The organism is Butyrivibrio proteoclasticus B316, from assembly GCF_000145035.1.
Lineage (GTDB): Bacteria > Bacillota > Clostridia > Lachnospirales > Lachnospiraceae > Butyrivibrio > Butyrivibrio proteoclasticus.
Window position 1 is genome coordinate 239,680 of record NC_014387.1, and the last position, 25,440, is coordinate 265,119.

General features: G+C 41.9%; 21 protein-coding genes. 15 read left to right on the plus strand and 6 right to left on the minus strand.

Annotated elements, in window-relative coordinates:
- Positions 1-199: 199 nt before the first annotated feature.
- On the plus strand, positions 200-1,162 hold the full coding sequence (locus BPR_RS00980; RefSeq protein WP_042256305.1) for an NAD(P)-dependent oxidoreductase: 963 nt from the start codon (positions 200-202) through the stop codon (positions 1,160-1,162).
- 44 nt (positions 1,163-1,206) lie between these two features.
- On the opposite strand, the gene BPR_RS00985 is transcribed toward BPR_RS00980, so the two are convergent.
- The gene (locus BPR_RS00985) at positions 1,207-2,319 is read right to left on the minus strand and encodes an alpha/beta hydrolase (protein WP_013279595.1); all 1,113 of its coding nucleotides are present in this window, start codon (positions 2,317-2,319) and stop codon (positions 1,207-1,209) included.
- Between the two features lie 195 nt (positions 2,320-2,514).
- Here BPR_RS00985 and BPR_RS00990 point away from each other — a divergent pair, with 195 nt between their 5' ends.
- The 9 genes from BPR_RS00990 (at position 2,515) to clpX (ending at position 12,886) form a co-directional block, all read left to right on the plus strand.
- A complete protein-coding gene (locus BPR_RS00990) occupies positions 2,515-3,216 on the plus strand; it encodes a hypothetical protein (protein ID WP_042256308.1) in 702 nt (233 codons plus the stop codon).
- A 183-nt stretch (positions 3,217-3,399) separates the two neighbouring features.
- Positions 3,400-3,870, plus strand: a complete 471-nt coding sequence (gene tnpA, locus BPR_RS00995) for an IS200/IS605 family transposase (RefSeq protein ID WP_013279565.1) — start codon at positions 3,400-3,402, stop codon at positions 3,868-3,870.
- 205 nt (positions 3,871-4,075) lie between these two features.
- A complete protein-coding gene (locus tag BPR_RS01000) occupies positions 4,076-5,779 on the plus strand; it encodes a GH25 family lysozyme (protein ID WP_013279597.1) in 1,704 nt (567 codons plus the stop codon).
- A 140-nt stretch (positions 5,780-5,919) separates the two neighbouring features.
- Entirely contained in the window at positions 5,920-7,149 is a 1,230-nt protein-coding gene (locus BPR_RS01005; RefSeq protein ID WP_013279598.1) for a UTP--glucose-1-phosphate uridylyltransferase, read from the plus strand.
- A 106-nt stretch (positions 7,150-7,255) separates the two neighbouring features.
- On the plus strand, positions 7,256-8,272 hold the full coding sequence (galE, locus tag BPR_RS01010) for a UDP-glucose 4-epimerase GalE (RefSeq protein ID WP_013279599.1): 1,017 nt from the start codon (positions 7,256-7,258) through the stop codon (positions 8,270-8,272).
- A gap of 134 nt (positions 8,273-8,406) precedes the next feature.
- Positions 8,407-9,210, plus strand: coding sequence for a phosphatase (locus BPR_RS01015; protein ID WP_013279600.1), 804 nt, complete (start codon positions 8,407-8,409; stop codon positions 9,208-9,210).
- Positions 9,211-9,244: 34 nt separating this feature from the next.
- Positions 9,245-9,514, plus strand: coding sequence for a hypothetical protein (locus BPR_RS01020; RefSeq protein ID WP_013279601.1), 270 nt, complete (start codon positions 9,245-9,247; stop codon positions 9,512-9,514).
- Between the two features lie 95 nt (positions 9,515-9,609).
- Complete coding sequence (locus BPR_RS20250) at positions 9,610-11,298, plus strand: S1C family serine protease (protein WP_013279602.1); 1,689 nt, start codon at positions 9,610-9,612, stop codon at positions 11,296-11,298.
- A gap of 79 nt (positions 11,299-11,377) precedes the next feature.
- A complete protein-coding gene (clpX, locus tag BPR_RS01030) occupies positions 11,378-12,886 on the plus strand; it encodes an ATP-dependent Clp protease ATP-binding subunit ClpX (protein ID WP_013279603.1) in 1,509 nt (502 codons plus the stop codon).
- A gap of 62 nt (positions 12,887-12,948) precedes the next feature.
- Here clpX and arcC read toward each other — a convergent pair whose 3' ends face one another.
- Positions 12,949-13,884: a carbamate kinase gene (gene arcC, locus BPR_RS01035; RefSeq protein ID WP_013279604.1), complete on the minus strand. Its 936-nt coding sequence runs from the start codon at positions 13,882-13,884 to the stop codon at positions 12,949-12,951.
- 128 nt (positions 13,885-14,012) lie between these two features.
- Between arcC and BPR_RS01040 the strand changes: the two genes are divergently transcribed.
- Complete coding sequence (locus BPR_RS01040) at positions 14,013-15,383, plus strand: MATE family efflux transporter (RefSeq protein ID WP_013279605.1); 1,371 nt, start codon at positions 14,013-14,015, stop codon at positions 15,381-15,383.
- Here BPR_RS01040 and BPR_RS01045 read toward each other — a convergent pair.
- Genes BPR_RS01045 through BPR_RS01060 form a run of 4 tightly spaced genes read right to left on the minus strand, consistent with a single transcriptional unit; the run spans position 15,380 to position 19,018 of the window.
- Entirely contained in the window at positions 15,380-17,320 is a 1,941-nt protein-coding gene (locus BPR_RS01045; protein ID WP_013279606.1) for a glycoside hydrolase family 2 protein, read from the minus strand. The genes BPR_RS01040 and BPR_RS01045 overlap by 4 nt on opposite strands.
- Positions 17,307-18,056 carry a DUF975 family protein gene (locus tag BPR_RS19400; RefSeq protein WP_013279607.1) on the minus strand — a complete coding sequence of 250 codons (750 nt, stop codon included), beginning with the start codon at positions 18,054-18,056 and terminating at the stop codon, positions 17,307-17,309. The genes BPR_RS01045 and BPR_RS19400 overlap by 14 nt, the downstream gene beginning before the upstream one ends.
- 22 nt (positions 18,057-18,078) lie before the next feature.
- Positions 18,079-18,576, minus strand: a complete 498-nt coding sequence (locus tag BPR_RS01055) for a hypothetical protein (RefSeq protein WP_013279608.1) — start codon at positions 18,574-18,576, stop codon at positions 18,079-18,081.
- A gap of 34 nt (positions 18,577-18,610) precedes the next feature.
- On the minus strand, positions 18,611-19,018 hold the full coding sequence (locus BPR_RS01060) for a DUF4190 domain-containing protein (protein WP_013279609.1): 408 nt from the start codon (positions 19,016-19,018) through the stop codon (positions 18,611-18,613).
- Positions 19,019-19,232: 214 nt separating this feature from the next.
- Between BPR_RS01060 and BPR_RS20255 the strand changes: the two genes are divergently transcribed.
- The 4 genes from BPR_RS20255 (at position 19,233) to BPR_RS01080 (ending at position 25,440) form a co-directional block, all read left to right on the plus strand.
- Complete coding sequence (locus BPR_RS20255) at positions 19,233-21,905, plus strand: Tex family protein (RefSeq protein WP_013279610.1); 2,673 nt, start codon at positions 19,233-19,235, stop codon at positions 21,903-21,905.
- 187 nt (positions 21,906-22,092) lie between these two features.
- A complete protein-coding gene (locus tag BPR_RS01070) occupies positions 22,093-23,877 on the plus strand; it encodes a glycoside hydrolase family 27 protein (RefSeq protein ID WP_013279611.1) in 1,785 nt (594 codons plus the stop codon).
- A gap of 21 nt (positions 23,878-23,898) precedes the next feature.
- On the plus strand, positions 23,899-24,303 hold the full coding sequence (locus BPR_RS01075; RefSeq protein WP_013279612.1) for a hypothetical protein: 405 nt from the start codon (positions 23,899-23,901) through the stop codon (positions 24,301-24,303).
- A 9-nt stretch (positions 24,304-24,312) separates the two neighbouring features.
- On the plus strand, positions 24,313-25,440 hold the full coding sequence (locus BPR_RS01080; protein ID WP_013279613.1) for an SLC13 family permease: 1,128 nt from the start codon (positions 24,313-24,315) through the stop codon (positions 25,438-25,440).

The window sequence follows — 25,440 nt, forward strand, 5'->3', positions numbered from 1 at the left end:
CGCCTGAAGAGTTCTTTTAAAGTTTAATTATTTTAGGGGATACGAGTTTTCTCGTATCCCCTTTATATTTTGTGCAGATGTGTGATATGATTTAGCACAGTAAACTAATGACGTGATTAAAAAAGTATGATAGGAGTTGCGAGAATGACCTCAATCATTGAGCAGTCCATATATCATAGGATTCAGAGGTATGTATAATATGAAAATTGTAGTTGCTGACAAGGATAGTGTAGGAAACGACATGGATTACAACATTTATGATGATCTGGGTGAAGTTACCTATTATGATGACAAGATCACCGAGGATAATGCCAGAGAGAGGCTTGCTGGAGCAGAAGTTCTGATGATAAATAAGAGTGCCATAACTGATAAGATATTGGATGATGCGCCGGATCTAAAGCTTATATGCGAGTTTGCAACCGGCTTTGATAATGCAAATATTCCTGCATGCAACAGGCATGGAGTCAAGGTTGCCAATGTAGTCAACTATTCAACTGCATCTGTAGCTCAGCATACTTTTGCACTCCTTTTTTACCTGATGGAGAACATGAGACATTATGATGAGTTTGTCAAGGATGGTAGCTATGCTAACCAAAGTCACTTCTGCTGTCTTGATATTCCCTTCCATGAGCTTGATGGAATGACCTACGGGATAGTCGGTATGGGAAATATTGGCAGAAAGGTTGCTCAGATTGCAACGGCGTTTGGTGCCAAGGTTATCTTTTACTCTGCTTCAGGAAATAGTACTTGTACAGATTATGAGAGAGTAGAGTTTGATGAGCTCTTGAGACGCTCTGATGTTATCTCAATCCACTGTCCATTGAGTGACAGAACCAGAAACCTCTTTAGTGGAGATGTTTTTGACAAGATGAAAGAGACAGCAATTCTTATAAACGTAGCCCGTGGCGCGGTTGTAAGCGAGCAGGATCTGGCAGAGGCTCTTTTGAACAATAAAATAAAGGCCGCAGGTCTGGATGTTTTAAATCCGGAACCCATGGCCAAAGATTCTCCTCTTTTACAGATACAGGATAGTGGAAAACTTATTGTCACTCCCCATCTTGCCTGGGCAAGCACAGAGGCCCGCAGAAGATGCCTTGAAGAGGTCAAAAAGAATGTTGAAGCTTATATGCGCGGTGAGATAAGAAATATTGTAAATCCATGATTGTAAGTACAAAATCTGAACTAATATGAGGCAATTTAGTCACGTTATTTTTCGTTAAATGCGAGCTGGGCAAAATTGTAAAATCCAAGATACCAGATGCGGAAGTCGTGATGTCCGTCAAGCTCCTGCCACATGTAGTTCTCGCCGTCAACGAACTGATCGCAGACTGCAGGTAATGTCTTGGCAGCAGCTGAATGGCTGGCATAGGCTGTCCTGTCCTGAAGTCCGCAGATATTATAAAAATAGTATATAGGATATTCGTTGCCTTCAAGAATGCTAGCTGTCTTGGAGGCAACATTGCTTGTGGGAGCAGCAGAAAAAGCTCCGAAATATCCGAACATATCAAGGCATTCTCCGATGCCGATGTTGATTGTCTGCATTCCTCCCATGGAAAGGCCTGCGATAGCTCTGTGAGCACGAGCTTCTGACAGATCATAGCCTTCCGAATAATCTGCATAGGTACTGTAGTGTGAATCGATATAAGGAATCAAGTCGTTTCTAAGTTCCTGACCAAAGAGATAAAAAGACTCGATTCCTGTGCCCTTATCTCCGGGTTTATCACTAGTCTTGCCTGCTCTTCCGTTTGGTGTAACAACGATAAATGGCTCAATATCTCCATAATAAGCAAGGTTATCCATGATGGCTTTAACCCTTGAGGTACTCTTGTTCATTCCCCATTCATCTTCATTTCCGCCGATGCCGTGGAGAAGGATCATTACGTTATATTTTTTATCCTCGCTGTATCCGGCTGGAAGATAGATGTTGGCTTCCTTGGTGTATTCGCTGCCATCTCCTGCATAGTCATGAGTGGTGTAAGTGATCCTCTCTATTGTTCCTGCATCTTCACCGGTTCTAAGAGCGGTATATTTGGGGAGAACCATGTTTCCAACTTCAGCATGCTGATCGTCAGCCTTAGTTTCTTGTGATGTTGTACTACCATCAGAGGATGCATCATCTGAGCTGCCTGATGTTGTAGCTGAAGCACTTTCTGCAGCTGAACCTGTAGATCCTTCTAAAGCGCTATCTTCAACTATTTCGGCAGAGTCAGCTTCTGCTGAATATGAGGTTTCTGCAGCTATTGCTTTTTCTATTTCATTTCCGCAAGCAGTAAGTGCCATACATGAGATCATCATTGCCATTACTATTTTCTTTTTCATGTAAATATAATGAGTCCTTTCTTGTAAGATTTCTCTGAGACTTGTATTTTAAGCTATTCGCACGAATTTCGCCTATCACATAATTGCCTTAATTTAACAGATTTTGCTATATTTTCTCTTTATAATCCGAAGCGAGGGTGCTAATATTAAATTGAAATCATGGGTAAAAGAGATAACAGAACACGGAGATTACTGATGAAAAGACAATTATTAAAGAGAACTATAAGTACTTTATTAACGATAAGTAGTGCACTTGTCCTTAGTATGAATTCTGGTCTTGTCACAGCGTATGCTACAGAAGGAGGATTATCAGCAGGAGAAGCTGCTGCGCAGGCTGCACTTGAGAGAACAGAGCCTGTTACTACTGTGGCTGAAGAGGAAGAAGTGGTTGAAATTCCTCAGAATAATACTGTAGTTGTAAATGGAAATATCACAAAATCAACATTGGATGGCCACTATTATGCTTATAGCATACCGGGGCTTGCGGTTGTTTCACCATTGGCTGATCTTCAGAAGCAGGCTAACTTTATGGTGCTTGAGTATTTCTTTGTTTCAACTTGGGATCTGTACAAGTATACAGCACCGATGGCTCTTGAGACGATGGATACTATAGCTAAGGCTCATGAAGCTGAACTTGGAGCCACATTCCAGATGACAGTCAGCAGATATTTTTCCATGAAGGTGTATCCGCTTGAAAATGATGAAATGCAGATTACTACAAAGGTAATGATCCCAACAGCGTTTATGGGAGAAAAAAACAGTTATGCGGTAGTTTATGTTAAATCTGGCGGCGCGTATGAAATACTTCCTGACCTTGATGATGAACCGACTACTATTACGTTCAATGCTCATGCCGGAACAGGCGCATACGGACTTATCAAGTATCTGGAAAAGTGATTACTACGATTATTTAGGACCATTCGGATCAAGATTCGAATGGTCTTTTTTGTGTAGCATCTTTTAATAAACCCCCTGCTCTGCAGGGGGATAACAGCTGCTTCAGCTTACAGTAAAAAACCTCCCGTGATAGAATTACTTACGGTTCGCCAACCAAAGTAAAATCACAGGAGGTAGTCCAAAATGGACATGAATAGTTTATCACACACAAAATGGGAGTGTAAGTACCACATAGTATTTGCACCTAAGTTCAGGAGAAAGGTTGCATACGGTCAGATCAAGCAGGATATAGCAAATATTCTCAGTACATTATGCAAGAGGAAAGGTGTAGAAATTATAGAGGCAGAAGTATGCCCAGATCACATACATATGCTGGTAAGGATCCCGCCGAGTATGAGTGTATCAAGCTTCGTAGGCTACTTGAAAGGAAAAAGTACGCTTATGATATTTGAGAGGCATGCAAATCTCAAGTATAAGTACGGCAATAGACATTTCTGGTGCAGAGGCTATTATGTAGATACTGTAGGTAAGAATGCAAAGAAAATTGAGGAGTACATAAAGAATCAGTTAAAAGAGGATTTAGAGTACGACCAAATGACACTAAAAGAGTATATTGACCCGTTCACGGGTGAGCCGGTAAAGCAAAACAAATAAAAATGAGCCCAGGGGGCTCTGTAGGAAAATGATGTTGCGGCTGGCGAACCATTCGGCGAGTCTTTAGACTCAGTGCCGGCAACAGGCCCTTATAGGGCCAGAACAAACCACCGGCTAAGCCGGTGGTTCTGATTCGTTGACTGGATATGCTATTTTCTTTATAATTTTATATGTTAAGAAAAACTTAAAAATTGAGGGGATAAGTATGATAAAAAGTATTAAGAAAGCCTTACTTTCTGCGGGCGCGCTTATAGGTGTGGTGGCGCTCCTGTCTTTATCACCTGTAGCCAAAGTGGATGTTCAGGCAAGAGGCTCTGAAATTGCCATGGGTATCGATGTTTCCAAGTATCAGGGAGGAATCAACTGGCAGCAGGTCAAAAATTCCGGTGTTAAATTCGCGATGATCAGAGTTGGTACTACCAAAAAGGGTATCGACGAACAGTTTGTTAATAATGTTGTCAATGCTAACGCAGCAGGGATCAGAACAGGTATCTATATTTATTCATATGCTACCAATCCAGAGCAGGCAGCAGCAGAGGCCAATACAGTTCTTGCATGGATAGCTCCGTATACTGTTTCTTTTCCAATTGCAATAGATATAGAGGATTCCTGTCAGAAAGGACTTAATCCTGCACAGCTTCAGGCTATAGCAGACACCTTCTGCGGAATAATTTATGCCAATGGTTACGAGCCTATGGTCTATGCCAGCAAGAACTGGTTTATGGGTAGAATGCCAGTAGTTTCATCACCTAAGTGGGTTGCTCAGTATGGCAATGCATGTGAGTATCCCGGAGACTATGCAATGTGGCAGTCAACCAGCCATGGTTCAGTTGCAGGTATTCCATCAAGGGTAGATATCAATCACCTGTACACAGATTATTTCAGCCGCATGATTCCTGAGGGCTTTAATAGTTATGGTGGTAACATTTATTACTATCATAATTACAGGAGAATGACAGGGTGGCTTAATCTTTCAAATGGAAGATATCATGCAGATGCAAGCGGAATAATCAATGCAGGCTGGTTCCAGGATGAATCTGGAATCTATTATCTTGATCCTGCACAAGGTGGTCTTGCCAAGGTTGGATTTGCAGATATAGGCGGAAGCAGATATTTCTTTGATGCAAATGGTGTCAGAAGAACAGGTCTTATAGATGTTGGCGGTGCAATCTGCTACGCTAACGAAGAGGGCGTTTGCCAGAAGGGACTTATACCACTTGCGGATGGTGTCCACTATTTTGATGATCAGTATCTTATGCATGTTGGTCTTACTCCTATTGGTAATAAGCTTTATTACTTTAATGAAGCCGGTGTTATGCAGACAGGAATGCTTGCATTTGAGATTGGTAAGTTCATGTTTGGCGCAGATGGCGCAGCGGTGTCCGGGTGGTTTGCCAATGAACTTGGACAGAGATTCTACTTTGGCCCTGATTTCAAGGCTACAGTTGGTCTTGCAACTATAGACAAGTCAGTTTATCTTTTTGGCGACGATGGTGTTATGTTTACCGGATGGTCAGGAGATGTTGGAGCCAGATATTACTTTGGCCCGGACGGCAAGATGGTTACAGGCTGGAATGCTATTGATGGAAGAGCCTTCTATTTTGGCGCTGACGGTTTGATGGCACTTGGACTTGCTCCACTTAAAGATGGAGTATACTATCTTGATCCTGCAGACGGACATATGGTTGTAGGATGGGTTCAGCTTCCTGACGGATGGAGATATTTTGATGCCAATAATGGCAAGATGTTAGCAAATACTTCTGCAGTTCTTGACAATGTGGCATGTTCATTTGATAAAAATGGACTTTTGACTGCACCTGCAGGCTGGGTTCCGGGAACTCCGGCTCCTGTAGATCCTGCAGTAGTTGCGCAGGCTCCTGCTCAGAAGTCAGCAGCAGTTCCGCAGTAAATAGTACAGGACTTACACTTTGCTTTGAGTGTAAGTCCTTTTTTGATGCTTTCATACAAAAAATAGTAATAAAGTGCTATTTGTGTTACAATGGTACGGCAAAAAATGAAAAACTAACTCAGAAAGAGGAGGAGTTATAAATGGATTTACAGAGTGCTAGAGAGAAACTCGCTAAGTTTGGACAGGAGCATGTCCTCAAATATTATGATGAGCTTACAGAAGCTGAGCAGAAAGATCTTCTGAATCAGATAGATGAGACAGATTTTGCTGTACTTGAGAACTGCAAGAACCTTGGTAAGAGTGAGGGAAGAGGAGAGTTTTCTCCACTTGCTGCAATGCAGGTTTCTGAGATCAAGGAAAGAGAAGAAGAGTTCAGAAAGATTGGTGTTGAGACAATTAAGGCCGGTAAGGTAGCTGCAGTTCTTTTAGCAGGTGGAATGGGAACAAGACTTGGATCTGACAACCCTAAGGGAATGTATGATATCGGACTTACTAAGCCTGTATATATTTTCCAGAGAATCATTGAGAACCTTCAGGATACTGTTAAACAGGCCGACGGTGCATATATTCATCTCTTTATCATGACAAGTGAGAAGAATAATGATGCTACAGTAAACTTCCTCAAGGAACACAACTATTTCGGTTATCCTGAGGATAAGATCACATTCTTCAAACAGGATATGGCTCCTGCTTCTGATTATGACGGCAAGGTTTATATGGAAGCTAAGGGCAGGATTTCAACTTCTCCTAATGGAAATGCAGGCTGGTATTCTTCAATGCTCAAGGCAGGCCTTCGTGATGTCCTGTTAAAAGAGGGGATTGAGTGGATCGACATTTTTGCAGTGGATAACGTGCTTCAGAGAATTGCTGATCCTTGCTTCGTTGGAGCAACTGTTAATGCAGGTGTTTCATGTGGTGCCAAGGTTGTCAGAAAGAATGCTCCTGATGAGAAGGTTGGTGTAATGTGTCTTGAGGATGGCAGACCTTCCATCGTTGAGTACTATGAGCTTTCACAGGAGATGATGGATGCCAAGGATGAAAATGGTGATCCTGCGTATAACTATGGTGTTATCCTCAACTACCTCTTTAATGAGAAGGCACTTTTCAACATTGCCAAGAATACTCTTCCTCTTCACGTTGTTGAGAAGAAGATTCCATATATTGATGAGAATGCAAACCTCATCAAGCCTGAGGCTCCAAATGGATGCAAGTTTGAGCAGCTGGTTCTTGATATGATCCATGAGCTTGATACATGCCTTCCATACGAAGTTGTAAGAGAGCATGAGTTTGCTCCTATCAAGAATAAAACAGGTGTTGATTCAGTAGAATCAGCAAGAGAGCTCTGCAAGCTTAATGGAATTGAGCTATAATACAACATTTTGACAGGTATATATAACATAACCCTGTTGATAATCAAGCGACTCAAATATACAATGATACCAGAATAAAACAAATAGTTTGATACGGAGGTATGCTATGGCTATTCTTGTAACAGGCGGAGCAGGATACATTGGATCACATACAGTAGTTGAACTTCAGAATGCGGGATATGATGTTGTTGTTATGGACAACCTGGCTAATTCCAGCAAGAAGGTTATCGGAAGAGTAGAAGCTCTCACCGGTAAAAAGGTTCCATTCTACGAGACAGATATAAGAGACAGAGAAGGTCTTGAGAAGATCTTTTCAAATGAGAAGATCGATAGCGTTATTCATTTTGCAGGACTTAAGGCAGTTGGCGAATCTGTACAGAAGCCATGGGAATACTACGAGAATAATATAGCCGGTACACTTACACTTGTTGATGTTATGAGACAGCACGGATGCAAGAATATTATTTTCTCATCATCAGCAACAGTATATGGTAACCCTGCATTTATTCCTATCACAGAGGAGTGCCCTAAGGGAACATGTACTAACCCTTATGGATGGACCAAGTCAATGCTCGAGCAGGTTCTTTCTGATATTCAGAAGGCTGATCCTGAATGGAATGTAGTACTTCTTCGTTACTTCAATCCTATCGGTGCGCATAAGAGCGGTACAATCGGCGAGAACCCTAACGGAATTCCTAACAACCTTATGCCTTATATTACACAGGTTGCAGTTGGAAAGCTTCCTGAGCTTAATGTATTCGGTAATGACTATGATACACATGACGGTACAGGAGTAAGAGATTATATCCACGTTGTTGATCTTGCACTTGGACATGTTAAGGCGCTTAAAAAGCTTGAGCCGGGCAGCGGACTTAATATCTACAACCTTGGAACAGGCGTAGGCTACAGTGTTCTTGATATAGTCAAGAACTTTGAAGAGGCTACAGGCGTTAAGATTCCTTATGTTATCAGAGACAGGAGACCCGGTGATATCGCAACCTGCTATTCAAATGCGGACAAAGCTGAGAAGGAACTTGGCTGGAAGGCTGAGAATGGTATCAAGGAGATGTGTGCTGATTCCTGGAGATGGCAGAGTCAGAATCCTAATGGATATGAGGACTGACCACATATTATTGCTGAAATAACAATATAATGATATTCTATTATAGCTATCTGCGTATTTCGCAGGTAGCTATCTTTATTGAGTGCTATGTTGGGGTATTGTGGGGTAATAAGATTAAGTAAGAGGTAATACTAATGTACAAGATTGAATGCGATACCCATACACATACGTTATATTCACGTCATGCATATTCGACAATTGAAGAGAATATCAGATCTGCAAGTGAAAAGGGAATTAAGCTTCTTGCAAGCACAGATCATTTCAGCGACATGCTCTTTGGAGATTATGAGAACGTCAAGAATTATCAATATTTCTTTTGCTGTAATAACTGGCCCAGGCAGTGGAAGGGCGTAACACTCCTTCGAGGCTGCGAAGCTGATATTGTGGATATGGAGGGTAACTTCTTTGGCCATGATATAGCCATCAGGAAATCGGTCATTGGAGATACATATGATCCTGAGAAGAATCTTCAGGAGATGGTATTTGAGAAGCTTGATTTTGTTATTGCTTCAGTTCACGCCAAGAGACATACTATAGGAAAGAGTGTAGCTGAGAATACTAATATGTATATCAAGGCACTTGAGAATCCCAAGGTTTTCTTTATCGGCCACATAGGAAGAGCAGGAGTCCCTTTTGAAATGGATGAAGTTCTGAAAAGGGCCAGAGACCTTCACAAGCCTATTGAGATCAATGAGCACAGCTTTTCGTGGGAAGGTCATCATCAGATGGTATGCAGAGAGCTTGCTGTCAGATGTGCAGAGCTTGGAGTTTCTATATGTGTTAATACAGATGCGCACATGGCTCTTGAAATTGGGGAGACAGGAAGAGCTCAGGCCATGCTTGAGGAAATAGGTTTTCCACAGGAGCTTATAATTAACAGAACCAGAGAGAGTTTCCTTCAGGGACTTTCAGAATGCGGAATAGAGCTTACTCTTTAACAGGAGTAAGCTTTATTTGAAAAAGGGAGAAGATATGTTTAGGTTATGGGTCAAACTGATTGAGGATAATCATCTTATTAAAGATACTGTAATATGTGACAGTACAATGGATACCAGAACACATAAGGTGATGAATGCAATAGAGAAGGCCTGCTATGAGCTTGATCTGTCCAAGCCAATCTGGCTTGATACAACAGTCAAGGACTTTCAAAGACACTCAAAATGCAGGTTTACAAGAGATGCTTTTATTGAGCAGATTCCCTTTGATTATATGGAAATTCAGGTCATTGAGGACGAATATTAAGAAAATATTATTTTTTTATAATAATTAAAACACAATTCCGTCACATTATCTTTTTATACTAAAGCCATAATCCAGAAAGGAAGAAGGTAGTTATCATGTACGAAGATGATAAGATGGAACAGGGTGGTGTAAAAACTAACGATAGCACAAATGATAATTCTCAGAATAACACACAGGGTAATACAGTAAATTCTACTTCTCAGAATTACTCACAGACATATTCTCAGAACTATGGTGCTTATGGAAGTGGACAGGGACAGGCAAACAATACCTATTCTTATAATCCTTACTCCTATGGTAATAATCAGCAGAGCCAGAATACTTACAGCTATGGCAATACAGGAAATGGATATACTTACAATCAGCAGCAGACTCGCACATATGGTACATATCAGTACAATAACAGCAACGCGACTGCAGCTCCTGTTAAACCGGCCAAGAAGAATACAGCAGCAATAGTTGTAGCAGCAGTTGCTATTCTTGCTCTCCTTGTAGGCGGTGTTGGTGCTTCTTATTTTGCAATCGCCAATAAGGTAGCTGATAAAGTTGCAGAGACAACACAGGTTCAGGAAGATACAACTGAGAAGGCTCAGGTGGCACAGACAGAAACTTCTGAGGACAAGGTTCAGACAACTACTGTTTCTGCAGAAACTAAGGCTGTTGTTACAGATGTTACAGCCGTTGTAGAAGAGGTAATGCCAGCAATGGTAATTATCCACAACAACTATACAGCTTCAGCAAGCTATTTTGGCTATGTACAGACTCAGGAAGCTACAGCATCAGGAAGCGGAATTATAGTTGGACAGAATGATTCAGAACTTTTGATAGCAACCAATTATCATGTAATTGAGGGTGCTGATTCTTTGGAAGTTATCTTTAATGATGAATCTACTATAAAAGCTGATGTTAAGGGTACAAACTCAGACATGGATCTTGCTGTTATCGCAGTTTCTCTTGATGAGATTTCAAGCGATACAATGAGTAGTATTAAAGTGGCAACTCTTGGCGATAGTGATGCTCTTGTACTTGGAGAACCGGCTATAGCAATTGGTAATGCTCTTGGTTATGGACAGTCAGTTACAACAGGTGTTATTTCAGCACTTAACCGTCAGGTAGAACTTGATGATGGATCTTCAAGAGAATTCATTCAGACTGACGCAGCTATCAATCCTGGTAACTCAGGTGGTGCACTTCTGAATCTTCAGGGTGAAGTAATTGGTATTAACTCCAATAAGATTGGTGGAGATACAGTAGAAGGAATGGGATATGCAATTCCGATTTCTGCTGCAAAACCTATCATTGAACAGCTTATGAATGAGCAGACCAAGATCAAGTATTCCGAAGATAAAAGAGGCTATATCGGAATATCAGGAGTAAGTGTTACATCTGAAGTATCTGCAGTTTATGGACTTCCACTTGGTGTTTATATTGCAGAAGTAACAAATGGAGGCGGTGCTGAGGCAGCTGGCATCACAAAGGGCGATGTTATCGTTTCATTTGATGGAATGGAAATTGCTTCTATGGATGATCTCAAGAACAGACTTCAGTATTATCCGATCGGAGCTACAGTGCCTGTAACTGTTATGAGACAGAACGGTTCAGAGTATACAGAAGTTACATATAATGTTACACTAGGAGGAGCAACCGAGACTAGTTCTCAGGACTCCACGCAGCTGAAAACGGTGGAAGCTCAGGACAGTATGATGGCAAGCAGACACCAGCCAAGCCTGAAGACAGATCAGGAAACTTTGGATCAGGCAATGGTGGACATTGATCAAGAATAGAACTATATGGTTGCTATGGATGACGAGGAGCCATCCATAGCAATTTCTTTTTTCACAGGAAATAAGGGAGAATTATCGGATGACAGACAACAGAAATGATGATTTCGATTTCAGAGAAGTTACAGATGATGAGAGCGTAGATATTAAGGACGAAGACAACAAGCAGGAATTTGAAGACGTATGCTTTGTTTGCAGAAGACCTGAGAGTAAGGCTGGTAAGATGTTCCATCTTCCGAACAATATATCAATCTGTAACGATTGTATGCACAAGACGATGGATACAGTGAGCCAGTTTGATTATCAGAATATGCTTAATAATCCTAATCTCATGAATGAGCTTAACAAACAGACAGGAATGCCTAACATGGGATTTTTTAACATGGGAGATCTCACGAACGGCAATTTCAATATGGGCGGCGGAATCCCTAATTCTCAGAAGATCAAGAAAAAGAGTGAGAAGAGCAGTAAAGCTGCTATAGACATCAAGAATATTCCTGCTCCGCACAAGATCAAGGCTAAGCTTGATGAGTACGTTATTGGACAGGATCAGGCCAAAAAGGTAATGTCTGTTGCTGTTTATAATCATTATAAGAGAGTAGCAACGGATACAATGGATGAGATTGAAATTGAGAAATCCAATATCCTTCTCTTGGGACCAACAGGAAGTGGTAAGACATATCTGGTCAAGACTCTTGCCAAACTCCTTGATGTGCCGCTTGCCATTGCAGATGCTACATCACTTACAGAGGCCGGATATATTGGAGATGATATCGAGAGCGTTGTAAGTAAGCTTCTTGCTGCAGCAGGCAATGATGTTGAGAAAACTGAGCATGGTATTATCTTTATCGATGAGATAGATAAAATTGCCAAGAAGAAAAATACTACCAGCAGAGATGTAAGCGGAGAATCTGTTCAGCAGGGAATGCTCAAGCTCCTTGAGGGTTCCAATGTGGAAGTTCCTGTAGGCGCCGGCAGCAAGAATGCCATGGTTCCGCTTGCTACTGTTAATACCAGAAATATTCTCTTTATATGTGGTGGTGCATTCCCTGATCTTGAAGACATCATTACTCAGAGACTTAATAAGCAGACATCCATAGGATTTGATGCTGATCTTAAGGATAAATATGAAGATGATCCTAACATTTTGTCCAAGGTAACAGTTGATGATCTCAAGAAGTTCGGCATGATTCCTGAGTTTTTGGGCCGTCTTCCTATAATCTGTTCCCTTCAGGCTCTTACCAAGGATATGCTGGTCAAGATATTAAAAGAGCCCAAGAATGCTATCCTCAAGCAATATCAGAAGCTCCTTGCTCTTGATGAAGTAGATTTATTATTTGATGATACAGCTCTTGAAGCTATAGCAGAGAAAGCTCTTGAAAAGGATACTGGAGCAAGAGCTCTCCGTGCTATTATCGAGGAATTCATGCTTGATATCATGTATGAGATTCCCAAGGATGACAATATCGGAAGAGTGACAATTACACGTGACTATATTGAGGGTAAGGCATCTCCTCTAATTGAGATAAGAGGAGAATCTGTTCAGCCAAGGCTTCCTCAGTTAAACGTAGAGCAGGCTACAAATACCTGATTAAAAAATAAAAGCTGTGAAGTAATGATTTCTCATTATTTCACAGCTCTTTTTTCTTTGTTTCAGAAAGTGATACGAGTACCGGCTTTACCCTTGAGCGCATCCTTGACGCTTCCAAGAGAAGTGATAACAACTTCGCCGTCGTGGTTGGATTCAAGGAACTCAATTGCTGCTTCTATTTTGGGAAGCATGTCTGTCTCGCCAAATTCACCTGCCTCAATATATGCCTTAGCTTCAGAAACGGACATCTTGGAGATTTCCTCCTGGCCCTCTTTCTGGAAGTTCTTGTATACATAAGGAACGGATGTGAGGATTATGAGCTTGTCTGACTTAAGGTCAGCAGCAAGCTTGCCGGCGATGGCATCTTTTTCTATGACTGCTGATGCACCCTTGAGGATGTGTCCCTGCTGGATAACAGGAATTCCGCCGCCTCCGCATGCAATTACGATCTGGCCTGCATCTACAAGGGCTTTGATTGCATCAATTTCAACTATATCAATTGGCTTGGGCGCTGCGACTATACGTCTGTAGCCTTTGCCGGGATCTTCTTTAACAAAGTTTCCTTTTTTTATCTCGTTATCGGCATCTTCCTTGGACATATATCTGCCGATGGCCTTGGTTGGCGCATAAAATGCTTCATCATAAGGATCAACTGTTACCTGTGTCAGGATTGTGCTGACAGCCTTGGAAATACCCCTTGCTGTGAGCTCTGCCTTGAGGGAATTCTGAATATCATATCCTACATAGCCCTGGCTCATTGCGTTACATACGCACATGGGAGCTGCGGTGTAATCAATATACATTCTGTGAAGCTCAGTCATGGCCTTGTGTATCATGCTGACCTGAGGTCCGTTACTGTGTGTAATTGTAAGAAGGTAACCGGCTTCTACAAGATCTGCAAGAGCCGTAGCTGCGACTTTGGTAGCTGTGAGCTGCTCTGAGGTTGTAACACCGAGAGCGTCGTGTCCTAGAGAAACTACTGCTTTAATGTTATCCATAATGTCTCCATTTCCGCGTGATTTCAGATAAAAAATTTAAGTACATTGTACAAAATTAATAACCACTTTACAATAATAAACAATTTGTAGTAGTATGTATCTTCGTTGATTAGTGAAAGGAAAACAAAATGACGAAGACAAGTAATATAAGAGATTTAACTGTCGGAGATCCTATGAAACTCATAATGGGATTTGCAATGTCTCTTTTCTGGGGAATGTTGTTCCAGCAGCTTTACAATATAATCGATACGGCTATAGTATCCTGGACTCTTGGTAAGGAAGCTTATTCCGGAATGGGATCTACAGGTGCTGTTAACTTCCTGATCATGGGCTTCTGCATGGGAGTGTGCAATGGTTTTGCCATACCTATAGCGCAGAGGTTTGGAGCAAGAGACTACAAGAGCATGCGTAAATTCTTCACTCATGCAATTATTCTCTGCTCAGTATTTGCAGTAGTTATGACCTTTTTTGTCAGCATATTCTGCAAACAGATCCTTGTCGTAATGAGAACTCCTGATTCCATATTGACTTATGCTTATAAGTATATAATCGTTATCTTTCTTGGAATTCCGGCAACTTATATGTACAATCTTTTATCAGCTACAATTCGTGCACTTGGAGATAGTAAGCATCCTGTGCAGTATCTGATAATAGGTTCTGTTGCCAACATTGCTTTTGACCTTTTGTTTATTCTGGTATTCCACTGGGGGATATTCGGTGCGGCCTTTGCTACCGTTGTTTCACAACTGATAGCAGGAACACTTTGTCTTTTATATATTGTCAGGAAAATAGATATTCTAAGGCTTTCAAAAGTTGACTGGCAGGCTGATAAATCTCATTTCCTGATCCTTCTTAATATGGGAGTTCCTATGGGACTTCAGTATTCAATTACAGCAATAGGAAGTGTTATTTTACAGACAGCTATAAATGGGCTTGGAGAGGATGCGGTTACTGCTGTCACTACAGCAAGTAAGGTCAGCATGTTCTTCTGTATTCCTTTTGATGCTCTTGGTTCAACTATGGCAACTTATGGTGGACAGAATGTAGGTGCCAAGAAGCTTGATCATCTGACAATGGGACTTAGAGCGGCGGTTAAGATTGGCAGTATTTATTCTATACTGGCATTTGTTGTTCTTGCTTTCTTTGGAAGAAATTTTGCCATGATATTCCTTGATGCAAGTGAAGTTACATGCCTTGATAATGCGCATCTTTTCCTGATATATAACAGCCTGTTCTATATACCGCTTGCGCTAGTTAATATTGTAAGATTCCTTATTCAGGGTATGGGATATTCTATGTTTGCAGTACTTGCCGGTGTCATGGAGATGATTGGAAGATCGCTTGTGGCGGTGTTACTGGTGCCACATCTGGGATTTACCGCAATCTGCCTCGCCAGCCCGGTGGCATGGATATTGGCAGATGCGTTTCTGATCCCTGCATTTATTACAGTTAGAAATAAGCTTCAGAGAATATTCAATGGTCAGGTAGAAGTTTATTAAAGCTTATTAAGAGCATTGTTGATGTTCTGAGAAAGGCTTGGATCAAGGTCAGGGTTGATCTTGGTTATACGCCTGTCGTAGGTCATAAGACCATTAACTTCTTCTTCTACGTCACTTACCTGCGTGTATACAGCGCCGGCAAGACCTTCGGTAATAAGAGGCTTGATGGAGCCGTTTATAAGGTTATAATATGCGACACCCAGTTGATCCAGGGTGTCGTATTTTTTATATCCGTACACTCTGTCTACGCTGCTGTGTCCATCTATGTGCAGTGTAAATCCACCATATTCGGAAATTACAAAGGCTCTTCCGTTCTTGTCATGCTCAACAGCAAGCGGCCTGAAGTAGTTATGAACACTTCTGTAGTTGCCACTTCCTTCATCAAACCATCCGCTGGCCTGATCGATTGGTCTGGTATCATCAAGTTCCCTTGCCATTATAGTTGCGCTGGCAGCATTGAACTGCCCCCAGCCCTCGTTGAACAGAACCCAGGTGGCAATACTCGGCACATTGTAGAGGTGTCTTATAGTATTCTGCATTTCCTTGAGCCATTCTTTACGGCCTTCTGCAGAGCTTCTGGAAAATGCCTTGTAGGTAGATGGTCCATCCGGCATACGACCAAACATACCCGGGAAAAGAGTTGGCAGATATGATACAACAGGCTTGGCATAAGATGAGCCACCACTTACCATGTCCTGCCAGACTATCATGCCGAGTCTGTCACAGTGATAATACCATCTGGCTGCTTCTATCTTGATGTGCTTTCTCATCATATTGAAATGAAGACGCTTCATCTCTTTGATATCAAAAATCAGTGCTTCATCTGATGGGGCAGTATAAAGTCCATCTGGCCAATAGCCTTGATCTAATACACCCATAAGGAAATATGGAGTGTGGTTCAGACAGAATCTGCTGATACCAAGTGAGTCTTTTTCTATGGAATAATAGCGCATAGCAAAATAGGAATCCACGTGATCCTCGGCAGTGCTGATCTGGAGAGGATAAAGGTATGGATCCTCAGGACTCCACAAATGTGGATTATCCAGTTTAAAAATAAAGTGATAATAGCTTGGGCTTATTGCCGAGTGGTCTTCGCCTATGCTGGGATAGGTATCTGAGGAAAAAGAAAAATCACCTGTGAATGTAGTGTCATAGGAATCAGATGAAGAAGGTGATTTCACCAGCTCTTTTCCCGGAATCCTGACTGTAACCCGGCTGGGCTTATTGGTAGATACTTCAATCGACACGGTTCTGAGGTCATCTTCTGGTCTGATACGTAGTTCTCTTATGTATGTGTCAGGAACTTCTTCAATCCATACAGTCTGCCAGATTCCGCTCTGCGCAGAGTAATACATACCGCCGCGTTTAAGAGTTTGCTTGCCTCTGCTGTGATATGAAGAATCGCTTGTATCAGAAACTTTAACAGCAAGAATATTATCAAGAGTACTGAGCTTGTCATCGCTATAATTAAGGTATTCTGTTATATCAAGGGTAAATGGAAGATAGCCACCTTTGTGATTACCGATTGAAACAGAGTTGATGAAAACTTCAGCGAACTGGTCAACTGCTCCAAAGTGAAGTAAAAATCTGGAATCAGTTTTTTTCCTGGTAAGAGTCGGGAGAGACTTTTTGTACCATAGAAACTGATAGGGTTCAAGGCGTCTCTCAACTCCGGAGAGGATTGCTTCCGGTGAAAAAGGTACAAGAATATTGCCATCCATCTGTGCAGGCATTGACTCGCCTGACTCCTGAGGAACTATAGCATATTCCCACTCGCCGTTGAGATTATAGTAGCTGTTTCGCTGAAATTGAGGGCGTGGATACTCTTTGAGTACATTATTCCTGTCGAGTTTCTCACCCCAGGGTGTATATAGTCTGTTTAAAACGTCGTCCTCGTGTGGCTTATCGATAGCACGTATAGCATCAATTAAGTCCATTTTGTTCCTCCTTACTGCTGCTGACATTTGCTGCTTCTGAGATCAGATTCTGATAAAAGACAGCTACACTGGCATATCTGTAGACGCTGATCCACAAAAGAGGAACAAACAGCGTGATTATTCCAAAGATATATAGTGGGACGAAACTTAGCTGCAAGAGGAAAAGCTTTCCTTTTCTGCCCTGCATTAATCTACGGCTTGTCTTAAGAAGCTCAAGGGCAGACCTGTCAGGAAAATCATGGAGCAAAAAGAATGCCTGTGAATACATCAAATAAATAAATATGTTGATCACTATGCCAGCTATCAGAATAATAATGTTGGTCAGATACAGGTCGATAGAAGATGTCTGATCCGCGTAAAAAAGGATCAGTGAAGATGGAAGAGTCACTAGATAATTGGCTATTACAAAGACTGATTGAATAACTACAGCTTTCTGCGGCTGCTGTTTGAGACCAAAGAAAATATCAGATGCAGAAATTGTCTGTGAGTAAACCAGATTCATATAAAGATAAGCCTTGCCTGATGCAAGGATACCCAGAAGAATGCTCACTATGAGGTTGATGAACTGATTGATGATAAAAATGAGGATATTACCGTAGGATGCAACTGTGGTAATACCCGAGATTAAAACCTGAATAATGAAAATAAGAATGTTCGCAAAAATAAGAGTTCCGTATCTGTCCAGAGCTCTTTCTTTGGCGATAGCTTTAAGCTGTGCTGTTGATATTGTTGACATTTATACTCCCCCGACAACCTCCTTATCCTGCCAGATCTATATTGGCGCCCAAAAGTCCCTGCTGGTCCATAGCCTTGCGGGATTTCTGGTATGGGTTATCTTCGTTACTGTATTTGATCTTGGTTGCGGTCTCCCCACCGCTGACATAAACGCGTCCGCACTCGGGACACACTGCTGTCTTGATAGAAACAGATGCCTGTAATACTTTGCCGTTATTCATGGCTGCATCCTTGTAAGCGTTACTGACATGCTCAGCCTCATGTCCGCGAACTCTGGAAGCTGCTGACTGAGGACTGATGTGCTGCGCCGATTTAAAAGAAACCATCTCATCTGAACCGTCCTGATATTTGCGGTTCTTGCAGGTTTCACATTCTGCCGGAGATGAAAGCTTACCTGGAGCCTTATTGGTAGATTCATTTGGATTAAGTATAGGCTTGGATCCTTCGGCAGGTGTGCGGTTTGTAACACCAAGACCTGCGTATGCACCGTATCCACTTCCTATTGCACCTATCATACTCATGGGCACCTCTTTCTATGGCAAAAGAGAAGCCGGATCACTGGGATTCCAGTTGTACTCCGAGTTCCTTAAGCATATCATCTACGCTTTCGCCATAATACTGCTCAGAAAACTGGTTGAGCTGCTGGCGATACGAAGGATCAGTCATGATATTATGAATGCTGGAAACAAGCACTCCGTATCCCAAAACTACACCAATAGTGCCATATACTATTCCCTTTTTGGCCTGCGGAAGAAATCTTTCCGCAGCTCCTTTGGACAGGATTGCCATCACTACTGCGATACCGCCAAGGATGATTCCTGTGTACATGAAGAAACAAAAGGGAATGGAAATCAGCCCAAGTACTAGGCTGAGGGTCGCTAAATTAACGTGTTTATCAAGTTCGTTGTGAGCTTTATTGTAATTGTAGTTATTGTAAAAGTACTGGTTATCCTCGTCTCCCATCAAAACTTTTCCTCTCAAACATAGGTTCTTACTATAGATTTTACAATAAAAGAGCGGCTTTTACAATGATTCTGGGCTTCTGCCAAGTCTTGAAAACGTAGCAAAAGGCTTGGTATAATAAGGAGTGTGCGCTGTTAATGAAAAATTAATTGAAAAATTAGTCTTTTTTTCTAGGAACAGCAGAATATGACTTATAGTTATTAGCGAGGAAAAAATGGATATTGTATTAAAGATCAAAGAAGAACTAAACGTTGAGAAGTGGCAGGTTGAGGCAGCTGTCAAGCTGATCGATGAAGGAAACACTATTCCTTTCATTTCCAGATACCGTAAGGAAGTTACCGGTTCACTTAATGATGAGCAGCTTCGAAATCTTGATGAGAGGCTCAAGTATCTTCGCAGCCTTGAGGAGAGAAGAGAACAGGTTCTTGCGTCAATTGAGGAACAGGGCAAGATGACAGACGAACTCAGAGCCAAGATCGTTGCTGCTGAGACGATGGTTGCTATCGAAGATCTTTATCTTCCATACAGACCTAAGAGGAAGACAAGAGCCAGCATTGCAAGGGAGAAGGGACTTGAAGGCCTTGCTGAGATCCTTTTGGCACAGGAGACTACCAAACCTCTTGCTGAGGAGGCAGCTGCATATGTAGATGCTGAAAAGGGTGTCAATGATGCGGCAGAAGCTCTTCAGGGTGCTATGGATATCATTGCTGAGGATGTTTCCGATAACGCTGATTTCAGAACATATATCAGAGAAGCTACTATGGAACAGGGAATTCTCACCAGTAAGGCCAAGGATGAGAAGGCTCAGAGTGTATATGAGATGTACTATGGTTACGAAGAGCCTATCAAAAAGGTTCTTGGTCACAGAGTACTTGCTCTTAACAGAGGAGAGGCTGAGAAATTCCTTGTTGTTAAGATTGAAGCTCCGGAAGAGCAGATTTTGCAGTACCTTAACAAGAAGATGCTCAAAAATGACAACCCTATCACAACTCCGGTAATCGAGGAGATCAATCAGGATGCTTATGAGAGACTTATTGCACCTGCTATTGAGCGTGATATCAGAAATGAGCTTACAGAGAAGGCTGAGGATGGTGCTATTTCAGTATTTGGCAAGAACCTCACACAGCTTCTCATGGCGCCTCCTATCGCAGGCAAGACAGTACTTGGATGGGACCCTGCATTCAGGACAGGCTGTAAGCTTGCTATAGTTGATGCAACAGGTAAGGTTCTTGATACTAAGGTTATTTATCCTACAGCACCTCAGAACAAGGTTGAGGAATCCAAGGCAGAACTCAAGAAACTTATTGATAAATATGATGTTGATCTTATCTCAGTTGGTAACGGTACAGCATCCCGTGAATCTGAGCAGGTTATTGTTGAACTTATCAAGGAACTTGATAAGTCTGTACAATACGTTATTGTTAATGAGGCTGGAGCTTCTGTTTACTCAGCAAGTAAGCTTGCTACAGAAGAGTTCCCTCAGTTTGATGTAGGACAGAGAAGTGCCGCTTCAATCGCAAGAAGACTTCAGGATCCTCTTGCAGAGCTCGTTAAGATCGATCCTAAATCAATCGGTGTTGGTCAGTACCAGCATGACATGAACCAGAAGAAGCTTGGCGAGACACTGGAAGGTGTAGTAGAGGACTGCGTTAACAAGGTTGGTGTTGACTTAAATACAGCATCAGCTCCTCTTCTTCAGTATATATCCGGTATCAGCAAGGTTATTGCCAAGAATATCGTAGATTACAGAGAGGAAAATGGTAAGTTTAAGAGTAGAGCAGAACTTCTGAACGTACCTAAGCTTGGACCTAAGGCTTATGAGCAGTGCGCAGGATTCCTCAGAATAGCTGATGGAGAGAATCCACTTGATGCAACCAGTGTTCACCCTGAATCCTATGAAGCTACACTCAAACTTATGGATAAGCTTGGTATTACTTTTGATGATGTTCGCGCGGCTCAGAAGAATGCAGCCAAGGCAGCTCTTGAGAAGCCTGTAGCAGCCAAGGAGGAGAAGCCTCGTCCACCCAAGAAGCCCAAGCAGGTTGTTATCAGAAATACCAGCACAGCAATGGGAGCAGCTCTTGCAGCAGCCCTTGCAGGCAGCAATCTTGTGGCTACAGATGATGATGAAGTTAGAACTAATAAGAAGAATGAGCAGAAGGCAAATGATCAGGGAGGAGCTTCAGCAGTAGGAAGTTTGTCTAAAAAGGTTACAGAGCCTGAGAAGAAAAAGCTTGCAGAGGAGCTTGGAATTGGAGAGATCACTCTTACAGATATCCTGAGCGAGCTTGAAAAGCCTTCAAGAGATCCTCGTGAGAATATGCCTGCACCAATTCTTAGAAGTGATGTACTTGATATGAAGGACCTTAAGCCTGGAATGATCCTGAAGGGTACAGTCAGAAATGTAATTGACTTTGGATGCTTTGTAGATATAGGTGTTCATCAGGATGGCCTTGTTCATATCTCACATATCACAGACAAGTTCATCAAGCATCCGCTTGAAGCAGTAAGTGTCGGTGATATTGTAGATGTTCAGGTCCTTGACGTTGAACTTGATAAAAAGAGAATTGCTCTTACTATGAAGCTTGGAGACCCTGCCAAGATTGCAGCAGAGGCAGCAGCCAAGGCAGCTACACGCCCGGCACCCAAGACAGAGACTACAGAGAAGAAGACAGCACCTAAGAGAACTTCAGTTGTAGCTCAGGTTGCAGAGGCAGCTGGCGTTTCCAAAAAGCCTGCAGCACCTAAAAAGCCTGCAGCTCCCAAGAAGGCAGTTACTTCAAGCGAAGTAAAGCCTGCTGAGAAAGCTGCTGCTCCTTCCGCTGAACCGGTTAAGAAGTTCAAGAAAAAGGGAATAGTAATTTTTAAAGGAAATGCAAACGAATAATTTTGCAGATATTTGGACCAAAAATGCGCTATGGTTTTTATATACCATAGCGCTTTTTCTTAACAGTAAATCTCTCAACTGGCACATAGCATTATTTTGCAAAGTATGAGCAAGTAGTGAAATGACAGGGGATTGCGGTAGTGAGATAATCGTATGAGTAACACATAAAGACATAAGGAGATATGACATGACACCGGATAGATTAGAGGCAGAGGGAAGATTCGACTCATTTGATAATGGAAAAGTACTATTTGGGAAAAAGAAATACAGGCTCCCGGCAATGGGCTGGAATAGCTGGAATGCTTTTGGCAGTGGAAATACAGAGGAACTTACCAAGGCTATGGCGGATAAGTTTATAGAACTTGGCCTTGATAAGCTTGGATATAAATACATTGTTCTTGATGATGGATGCTACAAGGACCAACGTGTAGACGGAAGGCTGTCCAATGAGGATGGCAAGTTTCCTGGCGGCTTTAGGGCACTCTCAGATTATATTCACTCCAAGGGCCTTAAGTTTGGAATGTACAACGATATAGGAACCAATCTGTGTGCCGGAGCAGAGGTTGGAACCTGCGGACATGAGAAAGAGGACGCAGAGAACTACCTTGAGTGGGGAGTTGATTTCCTCAAGGTGGATAACTGTTATTATCTGTGGGATAATGCGACCTTTTCAAATCCTGAAAATGCCCGTTACACATTTGCTCCTAACATAAGGGGTATCAGGATCGGGGCTGAAGAATTCCCGGTAATCTATGGAGTCCATGATGGCGGTGAGGTTAGCCTTGCAGGGATAGAGCTCACAGGGGAAAGGGCTTCCAGAGAAGAGGACTACATTACCGGAATCGGGACTTTTGATGGTACAGGTCCGGAAGCTTCTCCTGTCGGACTTCGCAGCAGCGAGCTGGTATTTGTTGTAAACGCAGACAGGGATATGGATACTACCCTTTGCGTTAACTACGCATCAGGCAAAAGAGAAGGTGTAGGAGCGTGGCTTCAGGTTGCGGTAGGAGATGAGTATTACTGGGATGATTTCCTTGATGAAACACCATCTGAGGGAGACTTTATCTGGAGCAGGGAAATATCTATAAAACTTAAAAAAGGCGAAAACAGAATTCGTCTTATGAATCACCGCCGCCAGGAGAATACTCTTAATTCCTATGCAAGGTTGTTAAAAAAGCTGAATAGATTAGCTCCTGATAATGACATTATTTATTCAGCCTGTGAATGGGGTAAGACTCAGCCTCAGAACTGGGCCTACAAGGTATGTGATTCCTGGAGAATACTAAATGATATAACATTTAGAGTGGGCCGTGACGGAGATCCGGGTGTTGGTACCTGGACAGGAGATTACACAACAAGTGTTGCTACCCAGTACAGCAAGGCTGTTATAATGGATGAGTTTGCAGGACTTGATAAAGGCTGGAATGACCCGGATATGATGATGATTGGAATGAACGGCCTAAACGACGTTCAGAATAAAACCCACATGACTATGTGGTGTATGATGAATTCACCTCTTATGCTCGGACTTGACCTTAGAAGGGTACACAAGGGGGATACATTGTATAATATTATCGCCAATGAGGATGCCATTTCCCTTAACCAGGATAGTCTTGGAATTCAGGCCAAGCGAGTTTTTTCAAGTCTTGCTGCCAAGGAGCCTGATAAAGAATACATAAGAGATATCGACAGAGTGGACATTCTCTGCAAGCCTCTTTCAGGAAACAGATTTGCTCTCAGTTTTATAAATGTAAGTGAAAAAGATACTGATAAAACCTATACTATAAAACTCTGTGATCTTAAAAAGGCTCTTGGAGATTGGATATATAAGTGTGATAAATATCTGGTCAAAGATATATGGACTGGCGAAACAACAGAAAATGAGACAGGAGAGTTTTCTGTAAATGGTCTTGCCGCCTGCGATAATGTTACATTTATTGTTTCACCGGCATCTCCTGTAGAAATGAAATAATTCTTATTATAGAGGACGACAATGACTGAAAAAGAGTTTTTTGACCTTCTTTTGACAAGGTATTCGGAAGAAATTTCCGAAGATCTTCCTGCTGAGGGACTCGGATATTATCTTGAATACTTTCTTGATCACTATCCGTCTGAGAAACTTGAGCTTAAGATTACCAAAAAAGTTGCAGCAAGAATCTTACACGAATTCATGACCTATGTACTTAAATGGGAAGATCTGGAGTGGGGAGATGCTGCAAACCTTAAAGATATCTATGATTGCCGTGTATGTTCAAATGCTATTGCGCAGGTTTATGAACGGGGTATAATAGGTGAGGCTGAGCCTTTAGTGTTCGGCCTTAACATAACGCTTGGAAGAGAAGATGGAATCCGTATTATAGAGAGATTTCTTTCCAAGATAAAAGAGATAGATATTTAGAGGTTTGTAATGGGAAGCTACGCAGATTTATGGAAGAAGATCAAATCAGATCCGGTATTATACATAGCATGGATACTGGCTCTTATCTCAGCATTTTTTGTAAGACCTGACAAGGGATACCTGGACTATATTGATTTCAGATCACTTGGAATACTATGGGGACTGATGGTAATTATTCAGGGACTTAAAGAAAACTCAGTATTTGAGAAGATCGGACAGCTACTGATGGGCAGAGCCTCCAAGGCTTGGCAGTTATCCGCAGCACTTATTTTTATGTGTTTTATTGGAAGTATGCTGATTACCAATGATGTGGCGCTGATTACCTTTGTACCTTTTGGAATGCTTGTTTTAAAGAGCTGTCAGAGAGAAGATCTTATGATCCCTGTTATTGTTTTCCAGACGATTGCAGCGAATCTCGGAAGCATGGCAACACCTGTAGGAAATCCACAGAATTTGTATTTATATGGCATCACTCAGATGTCAATTGGAGAGTTTGTTCTCTGCATGCTCCCATTTACAGCGGCAGCTGCCCTGATGCTGGTATTGTGCATATTTCTTTTGCCTGGTAAGAACAAAGATATAGTCATAAACTCGGAATACGGCATAGTCAAAGAGTTTGGAAGCCGCAGGCAGATAGTTATCTATACTGTATTGTTCGTAATAGCAATTCTCTCGGTACTTAGAGTTATTCCCTGGTATGTGATGGCAGCAGTCGTACTTGTTATGGTTGCCGGAATGGATTACAAGATCCTGTTAAGAGCAGATTATATGCTTCTTTTGACTTTTATAGGATTCTTTATATTTACAGGGAACATGGCGAGAATTGATTCGGTTAAAGAGTTTTTTAATTCTGTTACTTCCGGTAAGGAGTTTACGGTAGCAGTGATTGCCAGCCAGTTTATCAGTAATGTTCCGGCTACACTTTTGCTGTCCGGCTTTACATCGAATTATAAGGAGCTTCTCATAGGAGTTAACGCAGGAGGACTTGGAACCTTAATAGCTTCTATGGCAAGTCTCATATCTTTTAAATTCTATTCTGCTACCTATAAAGAACGCCAGAAAGCCTACATTGTTTATTTCACAGTGGCTAATCTGGCATTCCTGGCAGTTTTTGTACTGCTTCACTTATTTATCTGA